Source organism: Stenotrophomonas sp. GZD-301, from assembly GCF_049310345.1.
Lineage (GTDB): Bacteria > Pseudomonadota > Gammaproteobacteria > Xanthomonadales > Xanthomonadaceae > Stenotrophomonas.
Genome location: NZ_JBMOWY010000039.1, coordinates 1 through 24,174 on the forward strand (window position 1 = coordinate 1; position 24,174 = coordinate 24,174).

At 68.0% G+C, this 24,174-nt stretch carries 18 protein-coding genes; 5 read left to right on the forward strand and 13 right to left on the reverse strand.

The features are described from left to right. Positions 1-79: 79 nt before the first annotated feature. The 11 genes from ACO6VK_RS10220 to ACO6VK_RS10270 form a co-directional block, all read right to left on the reverse strand. Positions 80-340 carry a PAAR domain-containing protein gene (locus ACO6VK_RS10220; protein WP_422506768.1) on the reverse strand — a complete coding sequence of 87 codons (261 nt, stop codon included), beginning with the start codon at positions 338-340 and terminating at the stop codon, positions 80-82. A gap of 28 nt (positions 341-368) precedes the next feature. Continuing rightward, a complete protein-coding gene (locus ACO6VK_RS10225; protein ID WP_422506770.1) occupies positions 369-872 on the reverse strand; it encodes an META domain-containing protein in 504 nt (167 codons plus the stop codon). Next, complete coding sequence (locus ACO6VK_RS10230) at positions 869-2,428, reverse strand: hypothetical protein (protein ID WP_422506772.1); 1,560 nt, start codon at positions 2,426-2,428, stop codon at positions 869-871. Before ACO6VK_RS10230 ends, ACO6VK_RS10225 begins: the two co-directional genes overlap by 4 nt. Continuing rightward, on the reverse strand, positions 2,425-4,233 hold the full coding sequence (locus tag ACO6VK_RS10235) for a T6SS phospholipase effector Tle1-like catalytic domain-containing protein (protein WP_422506774.1): 1,809 nt from the start codon (positions 4,231-4,233) through the stop codon (positions 2,425-2,427). The genes ACO6VK_RS10230 and ACO6VK_RS10235 overlap by 4 nt, the downstream gene beginning before the upstream one ends. Before the next feature lie 136 nt (positions 4,234-4,369). After that, on the reverse strand, positions 4,370-5,488 hold the full coding sequence (locus ACO6VK_RS10240; RefSeq protein ID WP_422506776.1) for a DUF3304 domain-containing protein: 1,119 nt from the start codon (positions 5,486-5,488) through the stop codon (positions 4,370-4,372). A gap of 26 nt (positions 5,489-5,514) precedes the next feature. Further along, positions 5,515-7,287: a DUF3304 domain-containing protein gene (locus tag ACO6VK_RS10245; protein ID WP_422506778.1), complete on the reverse strand. Its 1,773-nt coding sequence runs from the start codon at positions 7,285-7,287 to the stop codon at positions 5,515-5,517. Continuing rightward, positions 7,277-8,167: a DUF4123 domain-containing protein gene (locus ACO6VK_RS10250; protein WP_422506780.1), complete on the reverse strand. Its 891-nt coding sequence runs from the start codon at positions 8,165-8,167 to the stop codon at positions 7,277-7,279. The genes ACO6VK_RS10245 and ACO6VK_RS10250 overlap by 11 nt, the downstream gene beginning before the upstream one ends. Continuing rightward, the gene (locus ACO6VK_RS10255) at positions 8,164-10,695 is read right to left on the reverse strand and encodes a type VI secretion system Vgr family protein (protein WP_422506782.1); all 2,532 of its coding nucleotides are present in this window, start codon (positions 10,693-10,695) and stop codon (positions 8,164-8,166) included. The genes ACO6VK_RS10250 and ACO6VK_RS10255 overlap by 4 nt, the downstream gene beginning before the upstream one ends. A 249-nt stretch (positions 10,696-10,944) precedes the next feature. Next, on the reverse strand, positions 10,945-11,685 hold the full coding sequence (phbB, locus tag ACO6VK_RS10260; protein WP_422506784.1) for an acetoacetyl-CoA reductase: 741 nt from the start codon (positions 11,683-11,685) through the stop codon (positions 10,945-10,947). Between the two features lie 21 nt (positions 11,686-11,706). Continuing rightward, positions 11,707-13,032, reverse strand: coding sequence for a CitMHS family transporter (locus tag ACO6VK_RS10265; RefSeq protein ID WP_422506828.1), 1,326 nt, complete (start codon positions 13,030-13,032; stop codon positions 11,707-11,709). A 33-nt stretch (positions 13,033-13,065) separates the two neighbouring features. Continuing rightward, on the reverse strand, positions 13,066-14,247 hold the full coding sequence (locus ACO6VK_RS10270) for an OprO/OprP family phosphate-selective porin (RefSeq protein WP_422506786.1): 1,182 nt from the start codon (positions 14,245-14,247) through the stop codon (positions 13,066-13,068). 182 nt (positions 14,248-14,429) lie between these two features. Here ACO6VK_RS10270 and ACO6VK_RS10275 point away from each other — a divergent pair, with 182 nt between their 5' ends. The 4 genes from ACO6VK_RS10275 to ACO6VK_RS10290 all read left to right on the forward strand — a co-directional run bounded on the left by ACO6VK_RS10275 (position 14,430) and on the right by ACO6VK_RS10290 (position 18,276). Continuing rightward, positions 14,430-15,128, forward strand: coding sequence for a response regulator (locus ACO6VK_RS10275; protein ID WP_422506788.1), 699 nt, complete (start codon positions 14,430-14,432; stop codon positions 15,126-15,128). Further along, positions 15,118-16,506 (forward strand): sensor histidine kinase N-terminal domain-containing protein, encoded by a 1,389-nt coding sequence (locus ACO6VK_RS10280; RefSeq protein ID WP_422506790.1) that lies wholly within the window; start codon positions 15,118-15,120, stop codon positions 16,504-16,506. The genes ACO6VK_RS10275 and ACO6VK_RS10280 overlap by 11 nt, the downstream gene beginning before the upstream one ends. Then, the gene (locus tag ACO6VK_RS10285) at positions 16,503-17,561 is read left to right on the forward strand and encodes an ABC transporter substrate-binding protein (RefSeq protein WP_422506792.1); all 1,059 of its coding nucleotides are present in this window, start codon (positions 16,503-16,505) and stop codon (positions 17,559-17,561) included. The genes ACO6VK_RS10280 and ACO6VK_RS10285 overlap by 4 nt, the downstream gene beginning before the upstream one ends. A 67-nt stretch (positions 17,562-17,628) precedes the next feature. Then, on the forward strand, positions 17,629-18,276 hold the full coding sequence (locus ACO6VK_RS10290) for a LuxR C-terminal-related transcriptional regulator (protein ID WP_422506794.1): 648 nt from the start codon (positions 17,629-17,631) through the stop codon (positions 18,274-18,276). Between the two features lie 208 nt (positions 18,277-18,484). Here ACO6VK_RS10290 and ACO6VK_RS10295 read toward each other — a convergent pair whose 3' ends face one another. Next, a complete protein-coding gene (locus ACO6VK_RS10295) occupies positions 18,485-21,142 on the reverse strand; it encodes a PAS-domain containing protein (RefSeq protein ID WP_422506796.1) in 2,658 nt (885 codons plus the stop codon). 59 nt (positions 21,143-21,201) lie between these two features. Further along, positions 21,202-22,371 (reverse strand): OprO/OprP family phosphate-selective porin, encoded by a 1,170-nt coding sequence (locus ACO6VK_RS10300; RefSeq protein WP_422506798.1) that lies wholly within the window; start codon positions 22,369-22,371, stop codon positions 21,202-21,204. Between the two features lie 258 nt (positions 22,372-22,629). Here ACO6VK_RS10300 and ACO6VK_RS10305 point away from each other — a divergent pair, with 258 nt between their 5' ends. Further along, the gene (locus tag ACO6VK_RS10305) at positions 22,630-23,979 is read left to right on the forward strand and encodes a dicarboxylate/amino acid:cation symporter (RefSeq protein ID WP_422506800.1); all 1,350 of its coding nucleotides are present in this window, start codon (positions 22,630-22,632) and stop codon (positions 23,977-23,979) included. Positions 23,980-24,174: the final 195 nt, after the last annotated feature.

Genomic DNA, 24,174 nt, shown 5'->3' on the forward strand with positions numbered 1-24,174 from the left:
ATAAACACCGCGATCTTCCGCCGCCGTTGGGTATCCAAGCCAGGGCCGCACGGCATCCCGCCGCGCGGCCCTGCTGCGTTCAGGCCCGCACGCGCAGCGCGTGGCGGGCCACACCGCGACAGCCGCAGGCCAGCCGGTCACCGTCGCGCACCACCGGCGCGCCGTTCATCCGCACACGCGCGCAGCCTTCCACGAAGGCATGTCGGCCCGGGTGCAGCGCGCAGGTGGCCAGGTCGCCCACTACCGCGATCGTCGCGCCGTCGATGCGGCCGCTGCCCTGGCACTGCACCACCTCGCCACCTCCGCTGGTGGGATCCCCCAGGCAGACAGGGTGCTTCATGCCCGCCGCAGCCTGCGGCCCGCCCGCGTCACCAGTAGCCCTTGGGCGGCGTGCGATAGATCAGCGTCGCGGTCACGGTGTCTCCGTGCAGGATGTGCAGGAGGGCGTCGTCCTCGGCCATCCGGTAGCCGGTGGCCCCGCTCAGCGCAGCGGCGAAGCGGTCGCCGACATCATCGAACCGCTCCTTGTGGCAGCGCGAGCCGGTGCGTGCCAGCCCGCCCACCGTCAACTGCATGCCCTGCTGGCGGTACAGCGCGGTCATCGGCTGGCAGCCGGCATAGCCGGTAAGGTGCCGGCCGTCGGCTTCGAGAATGATGAAGCCCACGTGCGAATCCGGCGGCACCACGGTCGCCGCCTTGTCGGCAGTGGCGGGCAGGTCGTGCAGCTTCCACACCGTGCCGAGCAGCGGCTGCGGGGGTTCGGGCGTGGTGGGCCAGGTGTCCCACCTGTTCGTCAGTTCGTAGGGTTCCTGGCAGGCTGTCAGTGCGGCCACCGAGAACAGCAGGAGGGGCAGGGCGAGGCGAGCGGTCATGGGTGCTCCAGATCGGAATGGGGAGACGGGGCGGACGCGGTGTCCGTGGCATCGGGCTGTGGCGCGGGCACGACGGGCTGCAGCAGCAGACTGCCGGCGTCGTCGACGATGACGGCCGTGCCGGCCTTGCCGCTGGCCAGCGCCAACGCCAGGGCGGCGGCGCCGCTGCCACCGCCGAGCGCACCCACGCGCGTGGCCAGGTCGATGCCCACGCGTGGATCGTCCAGATCGAGCGGGTCCGCGAGCCCGCGCAATGCCATGCGCAGCGCGATGGCCGCACCGACATCGGCACGGCTGTCGTACCAGACGCAGCGCGGGCGGGCGGCCTCGGGCAGTGCGGCGTGCAGGGCCTGCCACGCCTCGGCAATGGCGGCCTCCTGCGCGCGCGGCGACAACGCCTCGCCATCCTCAGTGCGCAGGGCGACACAGCGCGGCGGATACAGCGTGCCCAGCACGGGCGCGGCCTCCTGAAGGGTGATCTGCTGCCGGGTCCACGGCACCGGATACCACGGATCGTCGCCCAGTCGATGGGCCGGCGCGGCACCCTCTTCCCGGAGCACCTGCAACAGCGATGCGGTGAACGCAGCGGCGTGCACCTGCGCTTCGGGTTCGTGCGGGGCCAGCGCCGTGTAAGCCGCCAGTTCCTCGCGGAACCACGCGTACGGCTGCCGCGCATGCTGCGCCGCCGGGGTGTCTTGTTCCACTGCCTCGCGCCGTATCGCGTCGGGTACCCCGGTGCCGGTGATCCACATCAGCACCATGCTCTCGTCCAGCGCGTCCTCCGGCTCGTCATCGCGGGGACGGTGGTACCGGCCTCGGATCAACCGGCCCTCCAGGCTCAGCAGCACGGCGTTGCACAATCGCGGCGACGCCGCGAAGCGGGCGAACAGCGCCTGCAGCACCGGCACCAACGACGGGCCATTGACGTCCAGCTCGCGCAGCAGCAGCGCGCCGGGCGCGTCGGACTGGCTGGCCATCAGCCCCGGCCATTCCATTGCGGCGTATCGGCTGTGACGGGTGAGCGTGGGGGCCAGCGTGAACATCGCCACCGGCGCGGCATCGGGCAGGGCGGCGACCAGCATCTCCATTCCCTGCGCCAACCGCACCTGCATCGCCATGCCCCGCTCGGCCAGGCGCGCCGCCGGGTCCTCGGCGTGCGCCGCCAGTACCGGGCGCGTGGCCTGCGGGTTGTCCAGCAGGGCCACAACGGCGTCGGGTGCCTGCCGCGCAAGGCGCGCGTAGCACGCGCGGATCTGAAGCACAGGGGCGGTGGCCGCAGCCGCCGGGCCCGTGGCGGGCAGGGGCAGCACCGGCGAACCCGCGACGCGCACCGGTGTGATGCCACGCGCGCCGGCGCGCATCTCCTGAAGCACCTTGATCAGTGCCGCCACCAGCAGGAACAGCGCACCCAGCGCGATGCTGCCCGCGAGCCACGGGCCCACCGCCTGCGCAGGCGAGGCGAGCTTGTCATCGTCGAGGGCATACCAGCCCATCAGCAGCGACCAGAGTGCCCACAGCAGGAAGAAGGCAGGTCGAAGGAGCGCGTGCGGAATCATGTGAGGCCGTCCTCGTAGCGGAGGCGCTTGGACTGGCCCACGTTCTTGACGCCGATTCGCGCATGTCCACTGGAAATAAGGTGGGGCCGGAACACCTGCCGCCGTCGAAGATAGCTCCAGCGCGGCTCCCGGCGGGAGATCTGCGCAATGCCATCGATTTCGTCGAGCCGTCCGTCCATGCTGGATGCCGGCGTTGCATCGGTGAAAATGGGCTTGATTCCCTTTCGATAAAGGGCAAGCGCCTGTCGATCGGCGCTGTTGAGAGGGTCGGTAGGCTTAATAGGGGAGGCTTCGTCGAGCGCGGCATGCTCGGCCAACCTGCGTTGGTGTTCCGGAACCAGTATCTCCTCGTATCGACGCATCTCAGCCCTGTAAGCCGCGTCCTTGGTCTCGAGGCGATTGCGCATGACGTTGTAATCACGCTCGCATTGCGGGTCGGTCAGCACAAAGCCCGCACGTGAATCATGCACGTACTGTTCGAACATTGTCCTCATGGCTGCGCCTGGCTGTGGAGCGCCTTCCCAGTAAAGATCGTACATCCGCATACAGGCATGCTCACGTGTCAGGTGCTCCATCACGAGCAGTGCCTTGTTTCGCGAAATGCGAAATCGGCTGGATGGATTCCTAAAGTTTTCCAGGTAAACAAGCAGTTCAACATTCGCCTGATCGAGATTGATGTGGTCCTGTATCCGGGTCTGCTTGCAGTGCGTCATGAACGGTTGGGCGATAAACGTGGTGCGTGGCAGAACCTGCCGCCGCCAGCCAAGGTATGAAAGATAGTGAACGTGCAGAAGGTGAAGCAGGGGGCCGCCTGGGCCGTGTTGCTCCACTGACCTCTGGTAGGCGTCGTAGGCGCGTTGCAACGCTCCTGAGATGCTGAAGAAATCAGACACTTGACCGTACCCAACGTCATCGCGCTCAAGCAGTGGAACGCCTGCGGCCCGAGCGCGCATGTACATGTCGTTGAGAGGGATCTGGGAGAGGAGGTCGCCCTGCTGCTGCTGGATGCCTTGGCTGCCCTTGTGGGTTCCCTTGCCTTGGGACGCTGTGCCGTAGCCGCCGCCGACATCGGCGTGGACACCAGGGTAGATGATCTCCAAGCGCCTTGGCGCCTGTTCGCGGGAGGCCGAGATGCTGGTCAGCGGAAACGAGTTCCGCGCCTCATGCCCGGCGACCATGTGCACGCACTGTTCCACGAATGCGGGAACTACCATGTATTTGGGCTTCGCCCAATCCAAGTGACCGTCTCCAGGTCTTGGCATGGAGTCGGCGATCTCCACTGACGCCACGGTGTCGAACAACCCCATGAAACGCACCCGCAGTGGAATTCCGCAGACCTGTGGAAGCCCATCGCCTGCCCACTCGACAAGATGGTTCAGAAACGCCCGCGCTGCAGTCGCGCCACGGGAGAAGCCAAACAGGTCAAGCGTGATTGCCGATATCTGGGGGGCTGCAGGTTTTGGATTGGCGAGCATATGCTCGAGTTGTCGCCGCCAAATTCTGATGTTGGCCTCATCCTTGACGGCGCGGGTGATCTCTGGGGCGGTGTTTTCCACAAGGACGTCGCCGCGAAGAAGGCGGGCAATTTCATTTGCCATGAACAGGGATGCGTAACGCATCCGCAGATCACCGTTCTTGCCCTTCTTGGCGCCATCCTCATGGGGCTCGTGTTCGCCAATCTCGGGGAACGGCGTTCCTACGCCTTGCACGTACAGGCGAAACTGCCCCTGAGCAGTCTTATTCCGGCACACATCAAACAGGCGCGCAATGTTGCTGTGTGAGCCACTCGGCGCATCCTCCTTCATATGGTTCCGCGTGCCGTCAAAGAAGATTGAAAACTGGATTGCGAAGCAGCAAGTGGAAGTGGTCTGGTGAGCAACCGACCCTGCGGGATTGAGTGCCCGAGTGAGAGGTGCACCCGTAGGGAGCCACGAATATTCATTAATCATTGCCAATACCTCGCCTCTCGTAAAAATCCTTGTCTGGGAAGTCTCTGCTTGGGTAGTCCGGGTGGTTGGGCCCCATCATGGTTGGAATCACAAGCACCTGGTCATCCGCATAGATGTGCACCCACGTCCGGCCAACGTAGGTGTACGGGTGAACAGGTACGTTCTTCTCTACCCAGCGGCATCCTTCGTCCTGGACCTCTCCGGGAATGTAGTAAGTCCCGCGGGCGCAGCGTCGCCACTTGACCGGTACTTCCAGGCCGGGATACCACCGCTCGGGTAGGCCGATCGCAGTGAGTACCGTGCTGCCGCCCGTGCCTGCGCTGTCGCCTCCGCCACCGTTGACGTAAACCGGCCGCACGAAGGTGTCGGTAGGCTCGTAGTCCATCGATGTCAGGCTGCCACCGACCCAGGTTGACACCCTCTTTGTAGGATGGGAGTGGGCAAGTCTGTACACACCGGCCGCCACGACGAGCAGCAGGACACACAGCCAGAGATAGCTCTGAACGAATGGGCGCAGGTCGTCTGACTCGGTAGCGCTGCTTGATGCGTTCTCAAGCTCAACGCTCCTGGCGCGTGCTTCCTCTGCTTCTTCGACATCGACAGCGGATGTGTTCTCGGCAGGCGGTCGCAGCAGTACATCGGACAACTTATAGATGAGGCCTGCACATATCGCGAGCGGGAACGCGGCGACATAGGCGACTGTGCGGGCGGTCATCCCGTCCCAGCCTTCGAAGTTGTCGCTCCAAGCGAACAGGGAGTACATGACAACCAGCCAGATGGCGAAGAGACACTGAACCAGTGGCAGCGCCTGGAATGTCACGCGATGGTGGTTGCGGACGGCCCTGCGGAAACCATTGATGAAGACAAGTATCGTGAGCGGAACCACGCCCAGAAAGTTGGACGCCCGCAAGCCTGTGTCGCCATCTACATACCCCGCCCGCCACAGGACAGCGATGAATAGTGCCGTCAGCACGCAGTCCGCGACGAACCACGCCAAGGCGCGAGGATCGCCGTCATCGGCAACGTTTGCCGTGTCCGCATCCTGATCAGTGAAATGGCCGCTACGCGTGTCGCGTGCATCGCGCTTGTCCGGGATGGGGTCATGCGTCATGACGCGACTCCTGCAGGGGCGAAGGTTCACTCATCGTGGCCAATGCCCCGTTTTTCGTAGAAGTTCTTGTAGGGATACGGAGCACCCGCATAGTCCTCGTGGCGCGGAGTCATCATTGAGGGAATCACCAGAACCTCGTCGTCGGCAAACAGGTGAACGGTCGGTGAGCCGACGTCGGTATAGGGGTGGACGGGAACGTCCTTTTCCACCCAACGGCACGCCTGTTCTTCTGTCTGAGGGTTGTCCGCGTAAAAAGCCTTGCACCGCTGCCACTTGACACGCACGGTGAGCCCCGGGTGCCAGCGCACCGGCAAGCTGAAGGCACTCAGGACGGTGCTGCCCCCGGTGCCCGCGCTCTCGACCCCACCCCCGTCGATATACACCGACTGCACGTAGGTGTCTGTGGGCTCGTAGTCCATCGGGGTCAGGCTGATATTGAACCGCGCGGTTGTGCCCTTGCCTTCTTCAGCAGCGGTGCTGGCCCGGTTGTACATCGCACTTGACGTGACGAAAAGCAGTACAACACTTATCCAGAAGTAGCTTTGAATGGTTGCACGCAGGTTGGTTGATTGGGTCGGGCTCCTTGCCTTGTCCGCAGAAGGGCCTGGCTCCCTGGATGAGGGCGAGTGCAGATCAGTATCAAGCGTTGCGGGAATACGCCGAATGGAATCCCGACGTCTCGCGCGTCGGGTCAGCGAGTACCGCTGGTAGGATGAATCTGCTTTCGTTGACGGCGATACGCGCTCGACTACCGTGGCACGTGCTTCGTCCGTTGCTTCGACATCGACGACGGGCGTCACCCTGACGGCGCGCCGCAGCGTCGCGTCAAGCGACGCATAGAGAAGGCCTGCGCATACTGCCAGTGGTAAGGCAGCGACATAGACGAGCATGGGGGCGATCATTGCGCCCCAGCCTGTCGAGTCAACACTCCAGGCGTACAGGTAGAACATCACAGCCACCCAGAGGGCAACGACGCACTGGACCAGTGGGGAGCCCTGGAACGTCATAAGGTGGTAGTTGCGGACGACGCGTCGGAGGCCATTGACGAGGAGCAGCAGCATAGGGGGCATGACCCCCAGGAAACTGGATGGTCCTACCCCGTCGTCGCCCTTCGCATAGCTTGCCTGCCATAGGGCGGTCGTGAGCAGTGCCGTAAGCACGCAGTCCGCGACGAACCAGACCACTGCGTATGGATCGCCGTCATCGGATCCGTTGGACGCCTCCGCATCCTGATCAGCGGAATGGCTGCTGGGCTGATCATCGGTGACGTCATCCGGCTCTCTGGAAATCGGTTCCTGAGGCGTGGTTTGCCACGACTGGGAACTGGACCGCTGCGCATCACCCTCTTTGTCCGGGTTGGCAACCCCGCGCAGCTTGCCGGCTAGCATGGTGTACGCAAGGCCTGCGCCTACGGTCATCGGGGCGGCAATGAAGTACAGGGCGTTGGGATTGTCCGGCAGATCCGACCCGGTAGACGCAACGCACCAGACCTGTATGTAGGACATCGCCACCACCCAGGGAGCGGCCACACACTGCACTACCGGAAGGCGCTGGAAACACCTGCGATGGTAGTTGCGGATGAGGCGTCGGGCGCCGTTGACGAACAGCAACATCATCAGTGGCACGATGCGCAGGAAGGAATCTCGGACCAGCAGCTCTTCGCTTCCCGCATAGCTTGCCTGCCACAGCGCAGCAGTGAACAGCACGGTCACCACGCAGTCGGCGACGAACCACAGCAGCGCGCGCAGATTACCGTCGCCGGCTCCACCCGGCTTATCCGGACCGGCGTCATGCGTCATCGCGAACCTCCTCGGCGGGTGTCGCCGCCGCAGCACTTTCAGCGGCATCCGACGGCGGAGGTGCGGCGGCGTCCGCGTCGCTGGTCAACGCCTCCCATAGCGCCTCTCCACGCAGCCCCTGCGCGTGTACGGGATGCGTGGTGATCCCGCCAGAGCAGTGGCCGCGCTGCAGCGCCCAGGCGATCCAGCTGCTCTGGTCGGTTGCGTCGGTATAGCCATGCGCGACGGCCAGCGCCAGGGTGTGCGCGGCGAGTGCGTGGCGGGCTTCCCGGCCGCGCAGGGTGTGGGCAGGACGGATCACGCCTTTCAGCGGCTGGAGCAGCGCGTCGGCCAGGCCGTGTTGCCGCATCGCGTGATGCTGCGCGTCGCTCCAGCCGGGGCGGCCGGCATCGCCGGGTGCCAGTGGCGACGATGCGGCGGGCAGGTCCAACGCCATCGCACGGCCGTCGCGGTCGGCCAGCCACCAGCCGCGCCACGGGGCGCAGAAGGCTGAGCGCTGGGCGGGCGTCCAGACGTCCATCGCCGCGCGCAGCACGCGCCCGTCGCCCAGCCGGGTGTAGTGGAGGCTGTCGCGATCACCCTCACGCATCCAGTAGCGCAGGTGATCGGCGATCTCGTCTGCGGGTGCCCTGCTGGCCAGCCAGTTCACGCCCGGCGCACTGCCGTCGATCCCGTGCGCGCCGGCGCCGCTGGCAGGCAGCAGCCACGGGCCCATCGACTGCGCGTCGGCGGACAGGTCGGCGAACAGGGGGATGGCCTGCGGCGCGCACCGTGCCAAGCGCCCGGCGAGATCGCGCTGTGCCGCGCCGTCGATCAGGACGTACGCGTGCAGGGAGGGATTCACGACCAGCGCGTGGCAGGCCGGCGGCAACGGGTTCATGCGGCCTCCGTCAGGTTCACGCGGTAGGTGCCGAGCAGCGCGGCCTGGGCCAGGCAGGGCAGACAGACCGGGGGCGCTGCCTGGGGCAGGGCGCGCGACCATTGCTCGGTCTGCGGGCCGTCCCAGTCATGGCGGGCACCGTGGAGGCGGATGGCCCCCTCGCTGCCGCCGGTGACGCCGCCGCCGATGCGCAGAAAGCTGCCGTCGGCGGCGACCAGCCGGATCACCGGCGCGGCAATGACGATCTCGCCGTTCTCGGCGCTGAGCTGCATGCCCCGCAGCGCGTGCGCCTGGATCTGGTCGCCGCGCGACTGCAGCTGCAATGGGCCGGCATTGGCGATGGCGGTGATGCCACCGTCGCGGGCGTACAGGGACAGGCCCTGGCCCGCCTGCAGGTGCATGCGTTCGCCACTGGTCTGCTGCAGGTTGGTGCCGGCCACGACGTCGTGCTGGCCTCGGCTGACGTGCAGCTGCGATGCCGGCGTGGCGGTAACCAGCCCGGCAGCGGCGGACACGGCGATGACCGGCGCCTGGCCGCCGTCTCCATCGCCGGTCCACGCCTGCAGCGCCTCTGCGAGGGTGTGCTGCGGCGTCGCGCTGGCGGTGCCGGCCTGCTGTTCGGTGGCCAGGGTGGCCAGCTGCTCGAACACCTGCCGGCAGGTGTCCAGCAGCCCCAGCAGCTCCTGCTGGTCGAGCTGATGGCCCTGCGCCTGCGTGCGGCCGTGGCTGCTCAGCAGCAGGCCGTGCGCCGAACGCAGGGCCAGCGCGGCGTCGGTGCGCAGCTCGGCACCGCTGCCGCGCGGCTGCGCCTGGCCATCCTGGCGCGGCGTGGTGAGCTGCCCCAGGTGCAGCGCGCTGTCGTGCGGGCTGGCGCGCAGATGGGCACCGACCTCACCGGGGCTGTCGTCGAACACCAGCTCGGCATGCGCGGTGCCACCATGCTCGCGCGACTGGATGCCCGACAGCGCACGGTTGCCGGGCAGCTGGCCGACGCCGGTGAACTGCGGTGGCGCATGCCGGCCGTTGTGCAGCACGCCCACGACCACCGGGCGGTCCATGTCGCCGTGGAGGAAGTCCACCAGCACTTCCTGGCCGATGCGTGGCAGGAACTGGTGGCCGAACCCGTCGCCCGCGCTCGGCAGGGCGACCCGTATCCAGGTGGATGCATGCGCCAGATCGGCGTCATCGCCATCGGCGCGATCCTGGGCGCGCTGCCAATGGAAGCGGATGCGGATGCGGCCGAGCGGATCGGTGTGCACGGTCTCGCCCGGCGGGCCCACCACGGTGGCGGTCTGCGGCCCGGTGGCGGTGGGGTGGTGCAGGCGGTCGGCATAGTCGGGCACCAGCGGCTGGTCGTGCGGAAGCGCCCGGAACCGGGTGCGGCATTGGCCGGGCTGCAGGGGGTCGCCGGGCGATGCGTCAGCATCAACCTCCGGCAGTGCAGGCAGGTTGTTGCATGCCAGCAGGTGCACGCCGCTGACCAGGAAGCTGCGCGCGCCCACGTCCAGGACCGCGTGCGCCGGATGGCCCTCGATGATCACTGCATCGCCGGTGGCCAGGCCACGCAGTGCGCCTTCGCCCAGCCAGGTGCGCGAGCGCAGTTCGCGTGCCTGCATGCGCAGCTGGCTGTAGCGCGCCAGTTCCTGCGTGCTCCCGGCGTAGTACAGCGTCTCGGCACGATGGTCTTCCAGACCGGCTGTGGCGGTGCGCGCCGGATCATCGAGCGGCTGTGCATTGTCGTCGCTGCCGTGCAGCGGTTGTGCGCTGGCATAGTCGTAGCTGGACAGGGCCACCGCGGCGGGGGCCAGGCGCTGGCAGGCCTGCCAGTGCTGCAGGGTGTCGCGGTCGTCGTCGTGGCGCTCGGCACGGTAGGGCAGGGCGACGGTGCGGTCCGGATCGAACAGGGGGGTGTCGGTGAGGCACAGCACGTGGCGTGGTTGCCCCTGTGCGATGTCGAACCGGAAGCGGTAGCTGATGCCTTCCTCGGCCAGCAGCCGGTCGATGAACGCCCGGTCGCTCTCGTTGAACTGCACACAGTAGGAACGCACCGGATGCGCCCGCAGCAGGTGCTGTGTGCAGTCGAAGGCGGTGGCCAGGCAGGCGTTGCGCTGCCGATGTTCATCCAGCAGCGTGGTCACGATCTCCGGCACGCTCAGGTCCTGGAACATCCGGCAGGCACGACGTTGCTCGAGCAGTGCCAGTGCCGAGCCGACCTGCAGCACGATGCGGGTCTGGCCCGCGTGCGTGCCGGTGCGCCGGACGGCATGGATGATGCCGTTGAGCCAGCGCCGTTCGCCGCCCGCCGTGGTGACGCCGACACCGACCACCCGCCCCGGCAGTGCGCTGATGTCGCTCTCCGTACCGGGCACAAGGCAGTGCACGGTCAGGGTGAAATCGGTATTGAGCGCATCGCGGAAATCGATGCGCTGTGCGAGGAGGGAGAACGGTGCGCCTGCGCTGCCCCAGTGCAGGTCGATCAGACGATGTAGGGACGTCCACTGCTCGGACGATGCGTTCCATTGCGTCATCGGGTGCTCGTTGTTACGCCGTTGAAGGCCGTGCAACGAGTCTATGAATGCCCCGCCGCCGCCGACAGAGGCAATAGCGTCGATACGCAGGGGAGATTCAAAAGATGGCGTAGATTCCTATAGGTGTGTGCGATCAACACCGATGAGAAACGCGAATGATGCTGTCAGCGATGTGCATCATTCCGCATGATGCACTGCTGCACGACCCACGAACGCCACGGTGCCGCGCACCGCGACGTTCGTATGGACTCAGAACATGTGCAGGCCGCCGTTGACGGCGTAGTCGGCACCGGTCACATAGGCCGCGTCATCCGAGGCCAGCCACGCGCACAGGCTGGCCACTTCCTCCGGCTTGCCCAGGCGGCGGATCGGCACGGACCCGGCCAGGCGGTCCAGCACGTCCGGCGGGAAGCTGCTGATCGCCTGGCTGGCGATGTAGCCGGGCGAAATGGTGTTGACGGTGACGCCGCGGGTGGCCACTTCATTGGCCAGCGCACGGCTGAAACCATGCATGGCAGCCTTGGCGGTGGCGAAGTTGACCTGGCCGATCTGGCCCTTGTGCGCGCTGACCGAGCCGATGTTGACGATGCGTCCCCAGCCCCGCGTGCTCATGCCGTCGATCACCTGCTTGGTGATGTTGAACAGCGCATGCAGGTTGGAGCCCATCACCGCGTTCCAGTCGTCCTGGGTCATCTGCCGGAACAGCACGTCGCGGCTGCCGCCGGCGTTGTTGACCAGGACGTCGATTTCGCCGACTTCGGCCTTGACCTTGGCGAAGGCGGCCACGGTCGATGCCCAGTCGGTGGCATCGCCCTCGGAGGCGATGAAGTCAAAGCCGAGCTCACGCTGCTCGCGCAGCCAGCCCGACTTGCGCGGCGAGTTGGGGGCGCAGCCGGCCACCACGGTGTGGCCGTTGCGGGCCAGCTTCTGGCAGATGGCGGTGCCCACGCTGCCCATGCCGCTGGTCACGTACGCGATGCGAAGGGTCATGGCGAATCTCCGGGGTAAGGGTCAGGCGGCGAGGGGGTAGAGGGCGCACAGCAGGCTGCCGAACATCAGCACCAGCGAGACCATCACCGCCCACTTGAGCGTGAACTTCTGGTGGTCGGCGAACTCGACCTTGGCCAGGCCCACCAGCAGGTAGGTGGACGGCACCAGCGGGCTGAGCAGGTGGACCGGCTGGCCGGCCAGCGAGGCGCGTGCCATCTCCACCGGGGTGATGCCGTAGTTGCCGGCGGCCTCGGAGAGGATCGGCAGTACGCCGAAGTAGAACGCGTCGTTGGACATGAAGAAGGTGAACGGCATCGACGCCAGCGCGGTGATCACCGCCAGGTACGGGCCCCAGGCATCCGGGATGACCGCCAGGAAGCTGTGCGACATCGCCTCGACCATGCCGGTGTTGTTGAGAATGCCGGTGAAGATGCCCGCGGCGAAGATCAGCGACACCACCGACAGCACGTTGCCGGCGTGATTGACCACGCGGCGGCGCTGCTCGGCCAGGTTGGGATAGTTGATCACCAGGGCAATGGCGAAGCCGACCATGAACAGTACCGGCATCGGCAGCACGCCCAGCACCAGGGCAGTCATCAGCGCCAGGGTCAGCGCCAGGTTCACCCACAGCAGCTTCGGCCGCTTGGTGTCTTCGGCATCATCCAGGGTGGGCAGCGCGCCATCGTCGGAAACGCTGGCGTCCATCCACGAGCCGCCCTTGGGCAGGCTGACCACGCCGAGCCGGCGGCGCTCCTTCAGGCCCAGGTACCAGGCCAGCAGCAGCACCGACGCGCAGGCCAGCACCATCGCCGGGATCAGCGGCACGAACACGTCGGCCGGGTCCACGTGCAGCGCCGTGGCCGCGCGCGCGGTGGGGCCGCCCCACGGGGTCAGGTTCATCACACCGCCGGCGAGGATGGTCACGCAGGTCATGTTCAACGCATTCATGCCCAGCCGCTGGTACAGCGGCAGCATCGCCGACACGGTGATCATGTAGGTGGTGGAGCCGTCGCCGTCGAGCGAGATCAGCATCGCGAGCACGGCGGTACCGAGCACGATCTTCATCGGGTCGCCCTTGACCATGCGCAGGATCACCCGCACCAGCGGGTCGAACAGGCCCGCATCGATCATCACCCCGAAGTAGAGGATGGCGAACATCAGCATCACGCCGGTGGGCGCGATCTTCTTGATGCCGTCCAGCATCATGTCGTCGATGCCGGTGGCGAAGCCGCCGATCAGCGCGAACACGATCGGGATGGTGATCAGGGCGACCAGCGGCGACAGTCGTTTGCTCATGATCAAGTACATGAACGTAATGACCATGCCAAAGCCGAGGATGCTCAGCATCATCTGCGGACTCCTTGCAACGTGGGGGTGGGGTTAGAAATCGAACTGCAGGCGGCCGGTGACCGCGCGGGTGCGGTCCACGGTGGCGTCGGCAAGGCGGTCGCGGTTGCGGCTTTCGATCAGGTTGAGCATGAAGCGCAGGTTCGGGCGCATGTACCAGTTGCCGCCGAGCGTCCAGGCCTCGGTGCGCGCATCGATCAGGTCCGGCTGGCCAATCAGGTGCTGGTCACCGCGCATCTGGTCGTAGCGCAGCGCCAGCTCGAAGGCACCGGCCTTGTGGCGCAGGTCCTTGACCCGTGCGAAGCGACCGGTCTTGCGGTCATAGGCGCGCGATTCGCCGGTAACGAACCAGCTCACCAGGCCGTAGCCGGCCATCACGCGGCCGCGCTGGCTGCCATCGTCGAAGGTGGCGCCGCTGAACTCGCCCTGCCAGGACAGCGGGCCGCGCACCTGCGCGTACTCCATCGACCACTTGTTGACGTCGGTATCGCGGCCGGCCGAGAAGTCGACCAGGGTCAGCCGGCTGTTGTCGGAGAGGTGGCCGGCCGGGCGCGGGCGGATCTTCAGGCCCGGCACGCCGTTGGCGCCGGGGTTGTCGTAGCGCTCGTGGGCCAGCGACAGGCCCAGGTGCAGCACGTCGCCGGCGGTGGCGCCGGGCGCCCAGGTGACCCGGCCGCCGGCCGCGCGGCCCTTGACCTGCCAGGCATCGATGCTCTCCAGGCTGTAGGCGCTGGCGGCCCAGGTCATGTCGCCTTTGGCGGCCTGCCAGGAGGCACCCAGCCGGTACAGCGGGGCGAGGGTGGTGCCGGCGTTGCCGCGCTCCAGGAAGGTGCCGTAGTTGGAGCTGGTGCGGTCATCCAGCGAGAAGAACTGCTTGAACTGGCCGACGGTCAGCTTGCCGCCGCTGAAGTCGCGGCTGACATAGACGTCCTTGGCCTCGACGCGGTCGCCGGAGAAATCCGCTTCCAGCTTGTAGTCCACGGCGAAAAAGCGGCCGGACACGTCCATCCACGCGCGGCGGATCTCGGTGTCGTCCTTGTTCGGGGTGCCGCGGCCGTCGTTGTCGAAGTCCGCGAAGTCCAGGTGCAGTCGGCCGCCGACGCTGGCGGTGACCGGGCGGTCGTCGTCGCTGCCCTCGGCGGCCCAGGTGGGGGCGCCCAGCAACAGCAGGGTGCAGGCGACAGGCGCGCGCCAGCGCAGCGAATTCAGTTCCACGGACCCTCCCAGGTACACGTTTGCGTAGGGGTGACGACAGGCACATCGGCACGGGGTGATGCGAGCGCGCAGCCTAGTGCGGGGAAGCTGTCATCCACCTGTCAGCGTTTGCTGCACCGCAGCGCGTCGCACGATGGCGGCCGTACGCGCTAGCATTCGCGCACCGTTCCCGATCCCGACCGATGCGCATCCTGCTGGTGGAAGACAACCCGGACCTGGCCGACGCGATCGTCCGTCGCATGCGCCGCAGCGGCCATGCCGTGGACTGGCAGAGTGACGGCCTGGCCGCGGCCAGCGTGCTGCGCTACCAGCGTTTCGACCTGGTGGTGCTGGATATCGGCCTGCCCAAGCTGGACGGGCTGCGGGTGCTGGCCGGCATGCGCGAGCGCGGCGACAGCACCCCGGTGCTGATGCTCACCGCGCGCGATGGCATCGAAGACCGCGTGCAGGCCTTGGACGTGGGCGCCGACGATTACCTCGGCAAGCCGTTCGATTTCCGCGAGTTCGAGGCGCGCTGCCGGGTGCTGCTGCGGCGCGCGCGCGGCCAGGCCAGCGAGGTGGTGCAGATCGGTGGCTTCCAGTTCGACAATGCCGCGCATCGGGTGAGCCTGGACGGGCAGCCGATCGATCTGCCCAACCGCGAGTTCCGCCTGCTGGAGATCCTGATGGGGCGGCTGGGGCAGGTGGTGGGCAAGGACGAGATCGGCAACGGGCTGTTCGGCTTCGATGACGAGGCCGGCCCCAACGCCATCGAGCTGTATGTGGGGCGCCTGCGCCGCAAGCTCGCCGACGCGCCGCTGCGGATCGTCACCGTGCGCGGCAGCGGCTACCTGCTGGAAGTGGTGGACCCCGGAACGGCAGAGCCGGACGATGGCCACTGAGGCGGCCGCCGCGCCTCGCTCGATCCGGCACACCCTGTGGCTGTATCTGGGCGGGCTGATGGCGCTGTTCGCGGTGGCGCTGCTGTTCGGCGCGCGCGATTACGGTCAGCGCGCGGCCAACCGCTCCTACGATCACCTGCTGGTGTCCTCGGCGCTGTCGATCATCGATTCGGTGGCGCTGGTGGAGGCGCAATGGCAGGTGGATCTGCCCTACGCGGCGCTGGACCTGCTGGCGATGGCCCCGGAGGACCGCGTGTTCTATCGGGTTTCCGATGCGCAGAACCGCACCGTGACCGGCTACGGCGACCTGCCGGCCCCGCCGCGCGCGCCCAGCGACCGCGCGCAGTTGTTCGATGCGCCCTACAGCGGCGAGACGGTGCGCTTCGTAGTGGTGTCGCGGCGGGTGTCCTCGCCGTCGGCGCAGGGCGAGGTGCGCGTGCAGGTCGGGCAGACCCGCCGCGCACGTGAAGTGCTGGCCCAGGACATGGTGACCCGCGCGCTGGTGGCGATTGTGGTGCTGTCGCTGTTGTCGCTGGCGCTGGTGGGCATCGGCGTGCACCGCGCGCTGCGTCCGCTGGTGCGGGTGGAGCGCGAGCTTGCCCGCCGCGAGCCGTCCGACCTGAGGCCGCTGGATGCGGTGGTCCCGCGCGAAATGGACAAGATGGTGGGCGCGCTGAACCACTTCATGGGGCGGCTGTCGAGCAGCAACGAGACCCTGCGCGCCTTCATGGCCGAGGCCGCGCACCAGATGCGCACGCCGCTGGCCGCACTGCGCGCCCAGGCGCAGCTGGCGCTGGACGATGAAGACCCGGAGGACATGCGGCGCAGCCTGCAGGCGATCGAGCGCAATGCCACCCACATGAGCCGGCTGCTCAACCAGCTGCTCAGCGATGCCAGCGTGATCCACCGCGCCAATCTGCAGCGTTTCGCCGCAGTGGACCTGGCCGAGACCGTGCACCAGGCGCTGCACGAAGCGCTGCCGCAGGCGTTGCCTGCCCCGCGCGTGCAGCTGGCGGTGAGCCCGGCGCCGGCCTGGGTCAACGGCGATGCGCTGCTGCTGCGCGAAGCGATCAAGAACCTGATCGACAACGCGCTCAAGTACGGCGGCGACGGCCCGCTGCAGATCGCACTCACCGAAGCACCCGAGTACTGCGTGCTGACCGTGGCCGACCACGGCCCGGGCATCGCGGCGGCCGATGCCGAGCGCGTGTTCGAGCGTTTCGCTCGTGGCGAGAGCGCGCCCGCAGGGGGCGCCGGCCTGGGGCTGGCCATCGTCAAGCGCGTGGTGGACAGCCACGGCGGGCACATCGATCTGTCCAACCGCGTGGGCGGCGGTGGCCTCATCGCCACCATCCGCCTGCCGAGGATGCACCCATGACGCTGCGCTGCCTGCTGCTCCTGCTTTGCCTGGTCTGCGGTCCTGCCGCGGCCGCGCCCGGCGATGTCCAGCGCTTCCCCGCGCAGGGCACGCCCACGGCCCAGCTGCGCATCCACGGCTCGACCGACATCGAAGTGTTCGCCACCGTGATCGCCGATTACCAGCGGCTGCACCCGGGCACGGAGATCGTCTACGAAGACGTGATCACCCAGGACATGTATGCGCGTTACCTGCGCGACCGCGCGGGGCCGGCGGCACCGGACATGCTGATCAGTTCGGGCATGGACCTGCAGACCAAGCTGGTCAACGACGGCCACGCGCTGGCGCACCGCTCGCCCCAGACCGATGCGCTGCCCGGCTGGGCGCAATGGCGGCACGAGGCGTTCGGAATCAGCTACGAGCCGGTCGCCATCGTCTACAACACCCGCGCGCTGCCGGCGGCCCGGGTGCCGCGCACGCGCCGCCAGCTGCTGGAACTGCTGCGCGCCCCGGACGCGCCGCTGTTGCGTCGGGTCGGTACCTACGACGTGCAGCGCAGCAGCGTGGGCTACCTGCTGGCCACCCAGGATGGGCAGCGCGGCAGCATGGCCGGCGCACTGCTGGGGGCGCTGGGCGACAACCGGGTGCAGCTGGAGGAGCGCACCGGCGTGCTGCTGGACAAGGTCAGCCGGGGTGAGCTCTCGCTGGTCTACAACGTGCTGGGGTCGTATGCGCAGGCACGCATCGATGCCGGCGCGCCGCTGGGCATCGTCGAGCCGGAGGACTACACGCTGGTGGTGCTGCGCACGGCGGTGATCCCGCGCAGCGCACGCCACGCCGACGAGGCGCGCCGCTTTCTCGATTACCTGCTCTCGCCGCGTGGACAGCAGGTGCTGTCGCGCGAAGCACGATTGATGCCGATCCTGCCGGCGCAGGGGCAGCAGCGCGGGCGCTCGCCCGAGCGCAGCTACCGGCCGATCCAGCTGGGCCCGGGGCTGCTGGTGTACCTGGACGGGCTGAAGCGCCGCCAGTTCCTCGACGCCTGGCGCGGCAGCATGCTCCAGCAGGACCCGTAATGCCGTCGCGCGCGGCCTGCCCCCGCCGGCAACCGCCGCGAACCGCCAACCTCACTACAATGGCCGCATGAGTGCACTGACCGTTCTGATCGCCGACGACCATCCGCTGCTGCGCGCCGCGGTCGTCCATTCCCTGCGCCAGTCGCTGCCGCAGGCGCAGGTGATCGAAGTGGCCAGCGCCGCCACGCTGGAAGCCGCGCTGGACCAGCACCCGGAGATCGAGCTGGTGCTGCTGGACCTGACCATGCCCGGCGCACGCGGTTTTTCCTCCCTGCTGCATGTACGCGGTGCGCACCCGGACATCCCGGTCGTGATCGTCTCGTCCAACGACCACCCGCGCGTGATCCGCCGCGCGCAGCAGTTCGGCGCGGCCGGCTTCATTCCCAAATCGGCGCCCGCCGAGACCATCGGCCAGGCCGTGTCGGCCGTGCTGGACGGCGGTGTGTGGTTCCCGGCAATGGCCGCCGAACGCTCCGAATCCGATGCCCTGCTGGCCGCGCGCCTGGCCCAGCTCACCCCGCAGCAGTTCCGCGTGCTGCTGAGCCTGGCCGACGGCCTGCTCAACAAACAGATCGCCTACGAACTCGGCCTGGCCGAGAACACCGTCAAGGTGCACGTCACCGCGATCCTCAAAAAGCTCGAATGCCACAGCCGCACCCAGGCGGCCGTGCTGGTCAAGGCCCTGGAGCCGGAAGGCAACGCCACCGACCTGTAGAGCCGACCGTTGGTCGGCTGCACCGACACCCCCGCGCTGCGCGCGACATCCGGTAGAGCCGACCGTTGGTCGGCTGCCTTCCGTCCCGCCACCGAACACCCCGACATTCGGTAGAGCCGACCGTTGGTCGGCTGCCCTCCGTCCCGCCACCGAAAACCCCGCGCTGCGCGCGATAGCCGACTAGAAGTCGGCTCTACAAGGGCGGGATTCAATCGCGCTGGCGGTGCCGCACCAGCAGCTGTGTCATCAACGCGCGCAGCGCAGGCGGGCGGACCGGCTTGGAAAGGAATCCCCAGCCCTTGGCGGCGGCGCTGGCCTTGAGCGCCTCATCGCGTTCTGCGGTCACCAGAATCACCGGCGGGCGGGCGTTCCAACGTTCGACCAGCTGCTCGTACAGGGTTGGGCCGTCGAACTCGCCCATGCGCACGTCCAGCAGCACCAGGTGCGGCACGCTGTCGGGCGTGGCCGCGTCGAGCGCGACCTGCGGGCCGTCGGCGAGGTCAACGCGGCAGCCCCAGCGCTCCAGCAGGGTGCGTGTGGCGGTGCAGACGCGCGGATCGTCATCGATGCTCCAGACCCGGCACTGCCGCAACGGGCTGTCGTCGCCGGGGTCGAGCGCGGCGGCGGCTGTCGGCGCCGGCAGCGTCTGTGCCACGTCGCCGGCATCGCCAAGCTGCACCTCCACACTGAACACGCTGCCGCGTCCCAAGGTGGAGCGCAGCGCGATGCGATGGCCGAGCAGGCGTCCGATGCGCTCCACGATGGCCAGGCCCAGGCCCGCCCCGCGCTCCTGGTCCACGCCGTCATCCAACCGGCGGAACTCCTCGAAGATCTCGCCCTGCAGGCTCTCCGGAATGCCCGGGCCCTGGTCGTGCACCTCGATGCGCAGCTGGTCGCCCACCCGGCGGCACCCGAGCAGCACGCGGCCGCGCGGGGTATAGCGCAGCGCATTGGACAGGAAGTTCTGCAGGATGCGCCGCAGCAGCGCCTCATCACTCACCACCACCGCACGCGTGTCCACCCAGCGCAGCCGCAGGCCACGCGCGTCGGCGGCGATGCCGAACTCGCGCGCCAGCGTTTCCAGCAGCGGCGACAGCGCGAACGGTTGCACGCGGGTCTGCAGCGTGCCCGATTCCAGCCGCGAGATGTCCAGCAGGCTGTTGAGGATGGCGTCTTGGGCGGCCAGTGCGGCATCCACATGCTCGCTCAGCTCCCGCGCATCGCCGCCCAGCTTGCCGCGCAGCACCGAGACGAACATGCGCGCCGCATTGAGCGGCTGCAGCAGGTCGTGCACGGCCGAGGCCACAAAACGCGATTTGTAGCGGTTGGCGCGCTCGGCCTCGCGCCGTGCCTCGTCCAGATCGCGGGTGCGCTCGGCCACGCGATGCTCCAGGGCGTCGGCCAGCGAGCGCAGCTCGCGCGCGGTGTTCTTGTAGCTGGTGATATCGGCATAGCTGGTGACGAAGCCGCCGTCCGGCAGCGGATTGCCGCGGATCTCCAGCACGGTGCCGTCGTCCTTCTCGCTCTCGCGCATGTGCGGGCGGCCGCTGCGCAGATGGTTGAGTCGACGCTCGATCGCGTCTTCGATCGGCCCCGGGCCGAGCAGGCCACGACGCGCGTTGAAGCGGAAAATCTCTTCGATCGGCCGTCCCACCTGGATCAGGCCGGACGGAAACCGGAACAGCTCCAGGTAGCGCGCGTTCCACGCCACCAGCTTCTGTTCGTTGTCGATCACCACCACGCCCTGCGGGAGGTGCGCCAGGCTGCGGCTGAGACCGCTGTCGGCCTGCTGGGCGGCCTGCAGCACGCCGTCCTGCGCGGTACGCAGCTCCTGCGCATGCTGCTTGAGTACGCTTTCCAGCTCGCGCCGGCTGCGCTGGCGATGCGCGGCCAGACGCCGCCGTTGCTGCACGAACAGCACCAGGAAGCCCAGCGCCAGCCAGGCCGCGCCACCGCCGATGGCGGCACTGCGCCCGGCGCTGGTGGCCGCGCCGGCATCGTGCAGCAGATGCAGGTTCCACTGTTCCTCCGGCAGCGCCAGGGTCTGCCAGAGCATCTCGCCCGGCAGCACAGGATCGAGCAGGCGCACCATGCGGCCGCCGTCGTCCAGCACGCTGCCGGTGCGCACGCGCAGCGGCTGCAGCGAGCGGTCGGCGTACTGGCGGCTGTCGAGCATCTCGCGGCGCTCGGCCGTGCCCAGCGGGCGCAGTAGGCGATAGCGCCAGGCATCGCGGTTGGCCAGGAACACCACGTCGTGTTCGTCGCTGGCCAGCACCACGTCGGGGCTGGACAGCCATTCCTGCTCCAGCGCGGCCAGTTCGATCTTGATCACCACCACGCCGATACGACGACCGTTGTCCTCGATGGCCTGCGACAGGTAGTAGCCGGGCACGCCGGTGGTCATGCCGATGCCGTAGAAACGGCCGTGGCCCGTGGCCAGCGCCTGGCGGTAGTAGGGGCGGTAGCTGTAGTCCTCGCCGACGTTGCTGCTGGCCTGGTCCCAGTTGCTGGCGGCCACGGCGACGCCGTCGTGCCCGACCAGGGTCAGCGTGGAGGCGCGGGTGACCTGGTTGGCCCGCTGCAGCTTGAGATTGAGGCGCTGCGCGCCGGCAGCATCGGGGCGCTGCAGCAGCGCGCGGCGCAGGTCCGGGTCCAGCGCAAGCACCTGCGGCAGGGTGCCGAAACGGTCGACGCGCTGCTGCAGGCCCTGGCCGTACAGCGCCAGCTGGCGCTGCACCTGGCCGCTTTCATCGTTCAACGCGCGCCGCCAGGCGTAGTGCCCGGCGGCGGCCGCGCACAGCAGCGTGCCGCCGATCATCAGCAGCAGGGTCAGCAACAGGGTGCGGTGGCGGCCGAGCCAGTACATGGCGGCAGTCTACGGTTGCAGGGCGGGCGCGGCGTGCACGCCCACCCTGCGCAGGCCGATCAGAAGTGCATCTGCGCGCGCAGCTCGAAGATCTCCGGCTGGGTGCGCACGCCGCGACGGCTGGCGTCGGCCTTCACGTAGTTGGCCTGGAACTTGAAGTGGCTGGTGAGGTACCAGTTGGCACCCAGCGTCCAGTCGTGCTGGCGGCCACCGAACACATCGGCATCGTCCAGGTCCAGGCGGCTGTAGCGCGCCACCAGTTCGACCGCGCCGTAATCGTGGGCCGGTTTGACGTTGGCCACCGCGCCGGCGCTGTACGGGCGCGATTCGCCGGTCAGCACCCAGCTGGCCATCGCGTACTGTCCGTGGCCGGTGTAGTCCGGCTTGCCGTCACGGGTGACCGTGGTCTGCAGGGCTTCGGCCTGCACCGAGAACGGGCCCCGGATCCAGATGCCTTCCAGACCGGTGCGGCGGATCTGGTCGGCGGTGGTCAGGGCGCCGGAGTCGACCAGGCGGATGTCGGTCAGGCCGGCTTCCGGGCGCGCGCGCAGGCGTGCGCTGGCCGCATGGTGCACGTCGCGGCCATCGCGGTAACCGCGCGGGTTTTCCTGCGAATACGCCAGCCCCAGGTGGATCACGTCGCCAGCGGCCTTGACCGGGGTCCACAGCGCACGCACCGCCTGGGTGGTGCCGGGGTTGTCGCCCTGCAGGTCCTTGCCGCCGTAGGCACCGGCCTGGAGCAGGTACTGCGGGCGTTCCAGCACCCATTCGGCACCGGTGCGGCGGCCTTCGTAGAACGCCTGCACGGGCAGGGCGGTCTCCAGGAAGCTGCCGGCGCGCGAGGAGGTGCCCGCATCCAGGCCGACCGGGGTCTTCATGTAGCCGACGCGGAAACGGCCGATGTCGCGGCCGATGAACGCCTTGCTCTCAACGCGCACGAACACGTCCAGCCAGGTATCGGCCTGGAAGTCGTAATAGACCATCGCGTCGTACACGCCCTTCTTTTTCAGGGTCGCGCCGAACTCCTTGCGCCGGACGGCATCGGCATCCTCGATGCCGCTGGCGCCGGAGAAGTCGTTGAGGTCGTAGGCGATGTTGGCGGTGGCGGCCAGCTCGGTACCGTCGCTGAAGGCGACCTTGGTCGGCCAGTTGTCCCAGTCCGCCGCGGTGGCGGCCACGGGCGCGGCGGTCAGGCAGGTCAGGGCGAGGAACAGGGGGGTCGGGCGCATGGGCATCGGCAATCTGGAGGGAATGGGGCAGAACAACAACGGCCGCGGACCGGAAAACTGTGGGGGAGGGTCTCCGGCGGGTACGGCCACCCGCCGCCGTGGGGGTGCGGTGCCGGTGCAGTGTAGGCAGCGGCGGGAGCTGAACCGGGGGGCTAGTACCAATAGGTTATCTGCGTGGCGCGGACGGCGGCGTAAAAAGGCCACGCCCGATGCCGCCGTCTGCGGCCGGCCTCCTTCGTGACACAGCCGGAGCTTCCCATGCACGTTCCCACTTCCACTCCGCTCGCGGCCAAGCCGTTGCCGTTCTACCGCCAGCTGTATTTCCAGGTGGTGGTGGCGATCGTGCTGGGCGCCATCCTCGGCCATTACGAGCCGGCCTTCGCCGAATCGCTCAAGCCGCTCGGCGATGCCTTCATCAAGCTGGTCAAGATGATCATCGCCCCGGTGATCTTCCTGACCATCGTCACCGGCATCGCCGGCATGACCCACCTGCGCACCGTGGGCCGGGTGTTCGCCAAGTCGATGGCCTACTTCCTGTTCTTCTCCACCCTGGCGCTGGTGGTGGGCATGGTGGTGGCGCACGTGGTGCAGCCCGGCGCCGGCATGAACATCAACCCGGCCGACCTGGACCAGACCGCGGTCCACACCTACGTGGAGAAGTCGCACGAACTGACCCTGGTCGGGTTCGCGATGGACATCATCCCGTCCACCCTGGTCAGCGCCTTCGTCGAGGGCAACATCCTGCAGGTGCTGTTCGTGGCGGTGCTGTTCGGCATCGCGCTGGCCCTGACCGGCGAGAAGGGCCGCCCCGTGCTGACCTTCCTTGAGGCGCTGACCGCCCCGGTGTTCCGCCTGGTCCATATCCTGATGAAGGCCGCCCCGATCGGCGCCTTTGGCGCGATCGCCTTCACCATCGGCAAGTACGGGGTGGGTTCGCTGGTCAACCTGGCCTGGCTGGTGGGGTCGTTCTACCTGACCGCCTTCCTGTTCGTGGCCGTTATCCTGGGCGTGGTCTGCCGCCTGTGCGGGTTCTCGGTGTTCAAGCTGGCCCGCTACCTGAAGGCCGAGCTGCTGCTGGTGCTGGGCACGTCCTCGTCGGAATCGGCACTGCCCTCGCTGATGGAGAAGATGGAGAAGGCCGGCTGCAGCAAGTCCGTGGTGGGCCTGGTGGTCCCGACCGGCTACTCGTTCAACCTGGACGGCACCAACATCTACATGACCCTGGCCGCGCTGTTCATCGCCCAGGCCACTAATACCGAACTGACCCTGGGCCACCAGATCGCCCTGCTGCTGGTGGCGATGCTCAGCTCCAAGGGGGCTGCAGGCGTCACCGGCGCCGGCTTCATCACCCTGGCCGCCACCCTGGCGGTGGTGCCGGAAGTGCCGGTGGCCGGCATGGCGCTGATCCTCGGCGTGGACCGCTTCATGAGCGAATGCCGCTCGCTGACCAACTTCATCGGCAACGCGGTGGCCACCGTGGTGGTCTCGCGCTGGGAGAACGCGCTGGACCGCGACCGCCTGGCGATGGTGCTCGATGGCCGCGAGTCGGAGCTGCCGCCGCTGGTGGTGGACGACCTGCCGGCCACGCTGCCGGCCCCGGCCCACTGACCCTGCCGGTCTGAGTGTGTGGTGCATGGTCGTGCCGTTCCTGCCGGGGCGGCACGGCCATGTTTTGTTCCGAACGCCTGATGCGCGCTGTCATCTGCGCGCGGCAGGCTGCCTGCATACGCCGGCGAACGGCCCCTGCGCGGCGCTGGATTATGTGCGGTTGCAGCATGACCGCGACAGCGTAGCGACAGGTCC

Bases quoted from the DNA above. Each gene is read 5' to 3' on its own strand.
- ACO6VK_RS10275 (WP_422506788.1), top strand. From the start codon at position 14,430: ATGCGCATCCTGCTGGTGGAAGACAACCCGGACCTGGCCGACGCGATC.
- ACO6VK_RS10220 (WP_422506768.1), bottom strand. From the start codon at position 340: ATGAAGCACCCTGTCTGCCTGGGGGATCCCACCAGCGGAGGTGGCGAG.
- ACO6VK_RS10300 (WP_422506798.1), bottom strand. From the start codon at position 22,371: ATGCGCCCGACCCCCCTGTTCCTCGCCCTGACCTGCCTGACCGCCGCG.
- ACO6VK_RS10240 (WP_422506776.1), bottom strand. From the start codon at position 5,488: ATGACGCATGACCCCATCCCGGACAAGCGCGATGCACGCGACACGCGT.
- ACO6VK_RS10290 (WP_422506794.1), top strand. From the start codon at position 17,629: ATGAGTGCACTGACCGTTCTGATCGCCGACGACCATCCGCTGCTGCGC.
- ACO6VK_RS10235 (WP_422506774.1), bottom strand. From the start codon at position 4,233: ATGAAGGAGGATGCGCCGAGTGGCTCACACAGCAACATTGCGCGCCTG.
- phbB (WP_422506784.1), bottom strand. From the start codon at position 11,685: ATGACCCTTCGCATCGCGTACGTGACCAGCGGCATGGGCAGCGTGGGC.
- ACO6VK_RS10225 (WP_422506770.1), bottom strand. From the start codon at position 872: ATGACCGCTCGCCTCGCCCTGCCCCTCCTGCTGTTCTCGGTGGCCGCA.
- ACO6VK_RS10265 (WP_422506828.1), bottom strand. From the start codon at position 13,032: ATGCTGAGCATCCTCGGCTTTGGCATGGTCATTACGTTCATGTACTTG.
- ACO6VK_RS10250 (WP_422506780.1), bottom strand. From the start codon at position 8,167: ATGAACCCGTTGCCGCCGGCCTGCCACGCGCTGGTCGTGAATCCCTCC.
- ACO6VK_RS10295 (WP_422506796.1), bottom strand. From the start codon at position 21,142: ATGTACTGGCTCGGCCGCCACCGCACCCTGTTGCTGACCCTGCTGCTG.
- ACO6VK_RS10305 (WP_422506800.1), top strand. From the start codon at position 22,630: ATGCACGTTCCCACTTCCACTCCGCTCGCGGCCAAGCCGTTGCCGTTC.
- ACO6VK_RS10285 (WP_422506792.1), top strand. From the start codon at position 16,503: ATGACGCTGCGCTGCCTGCTGCTCCTGCTTTGCCTGGTCTGCGGTCCT.
- ACO6VK_RS10245 (WP_422506778.1), bottom strand. From the start codon at position 7,287: ATGACGCATGACGCCGGTCCGGATAAGCCGGGTGGAGCCGGCGACGGT.
- ACO6VK_RS10280 (WP_422506790.1), top strand. From the start codon at position 15,118: ATGGCCACTGAGGCGGCCGCCGCGCCTCGCTCGATCCGGCACACCCTG.
- ACO6VK_RS10230 (WP_422506772.1), bottom strand. From the start codon at position 2,428: ATGATTCCGCACGCGCTCCTTCGACCTGCCTTCTTCCTGCTGTGGGCA.
- ACO6VK_RS10255 (WP_422506782.1), bottom strand. From the start codon at position 10,695: ATGACGCAATGGAACGCATCGTCCGAGCAGTGGACGTCCCTACATCGT.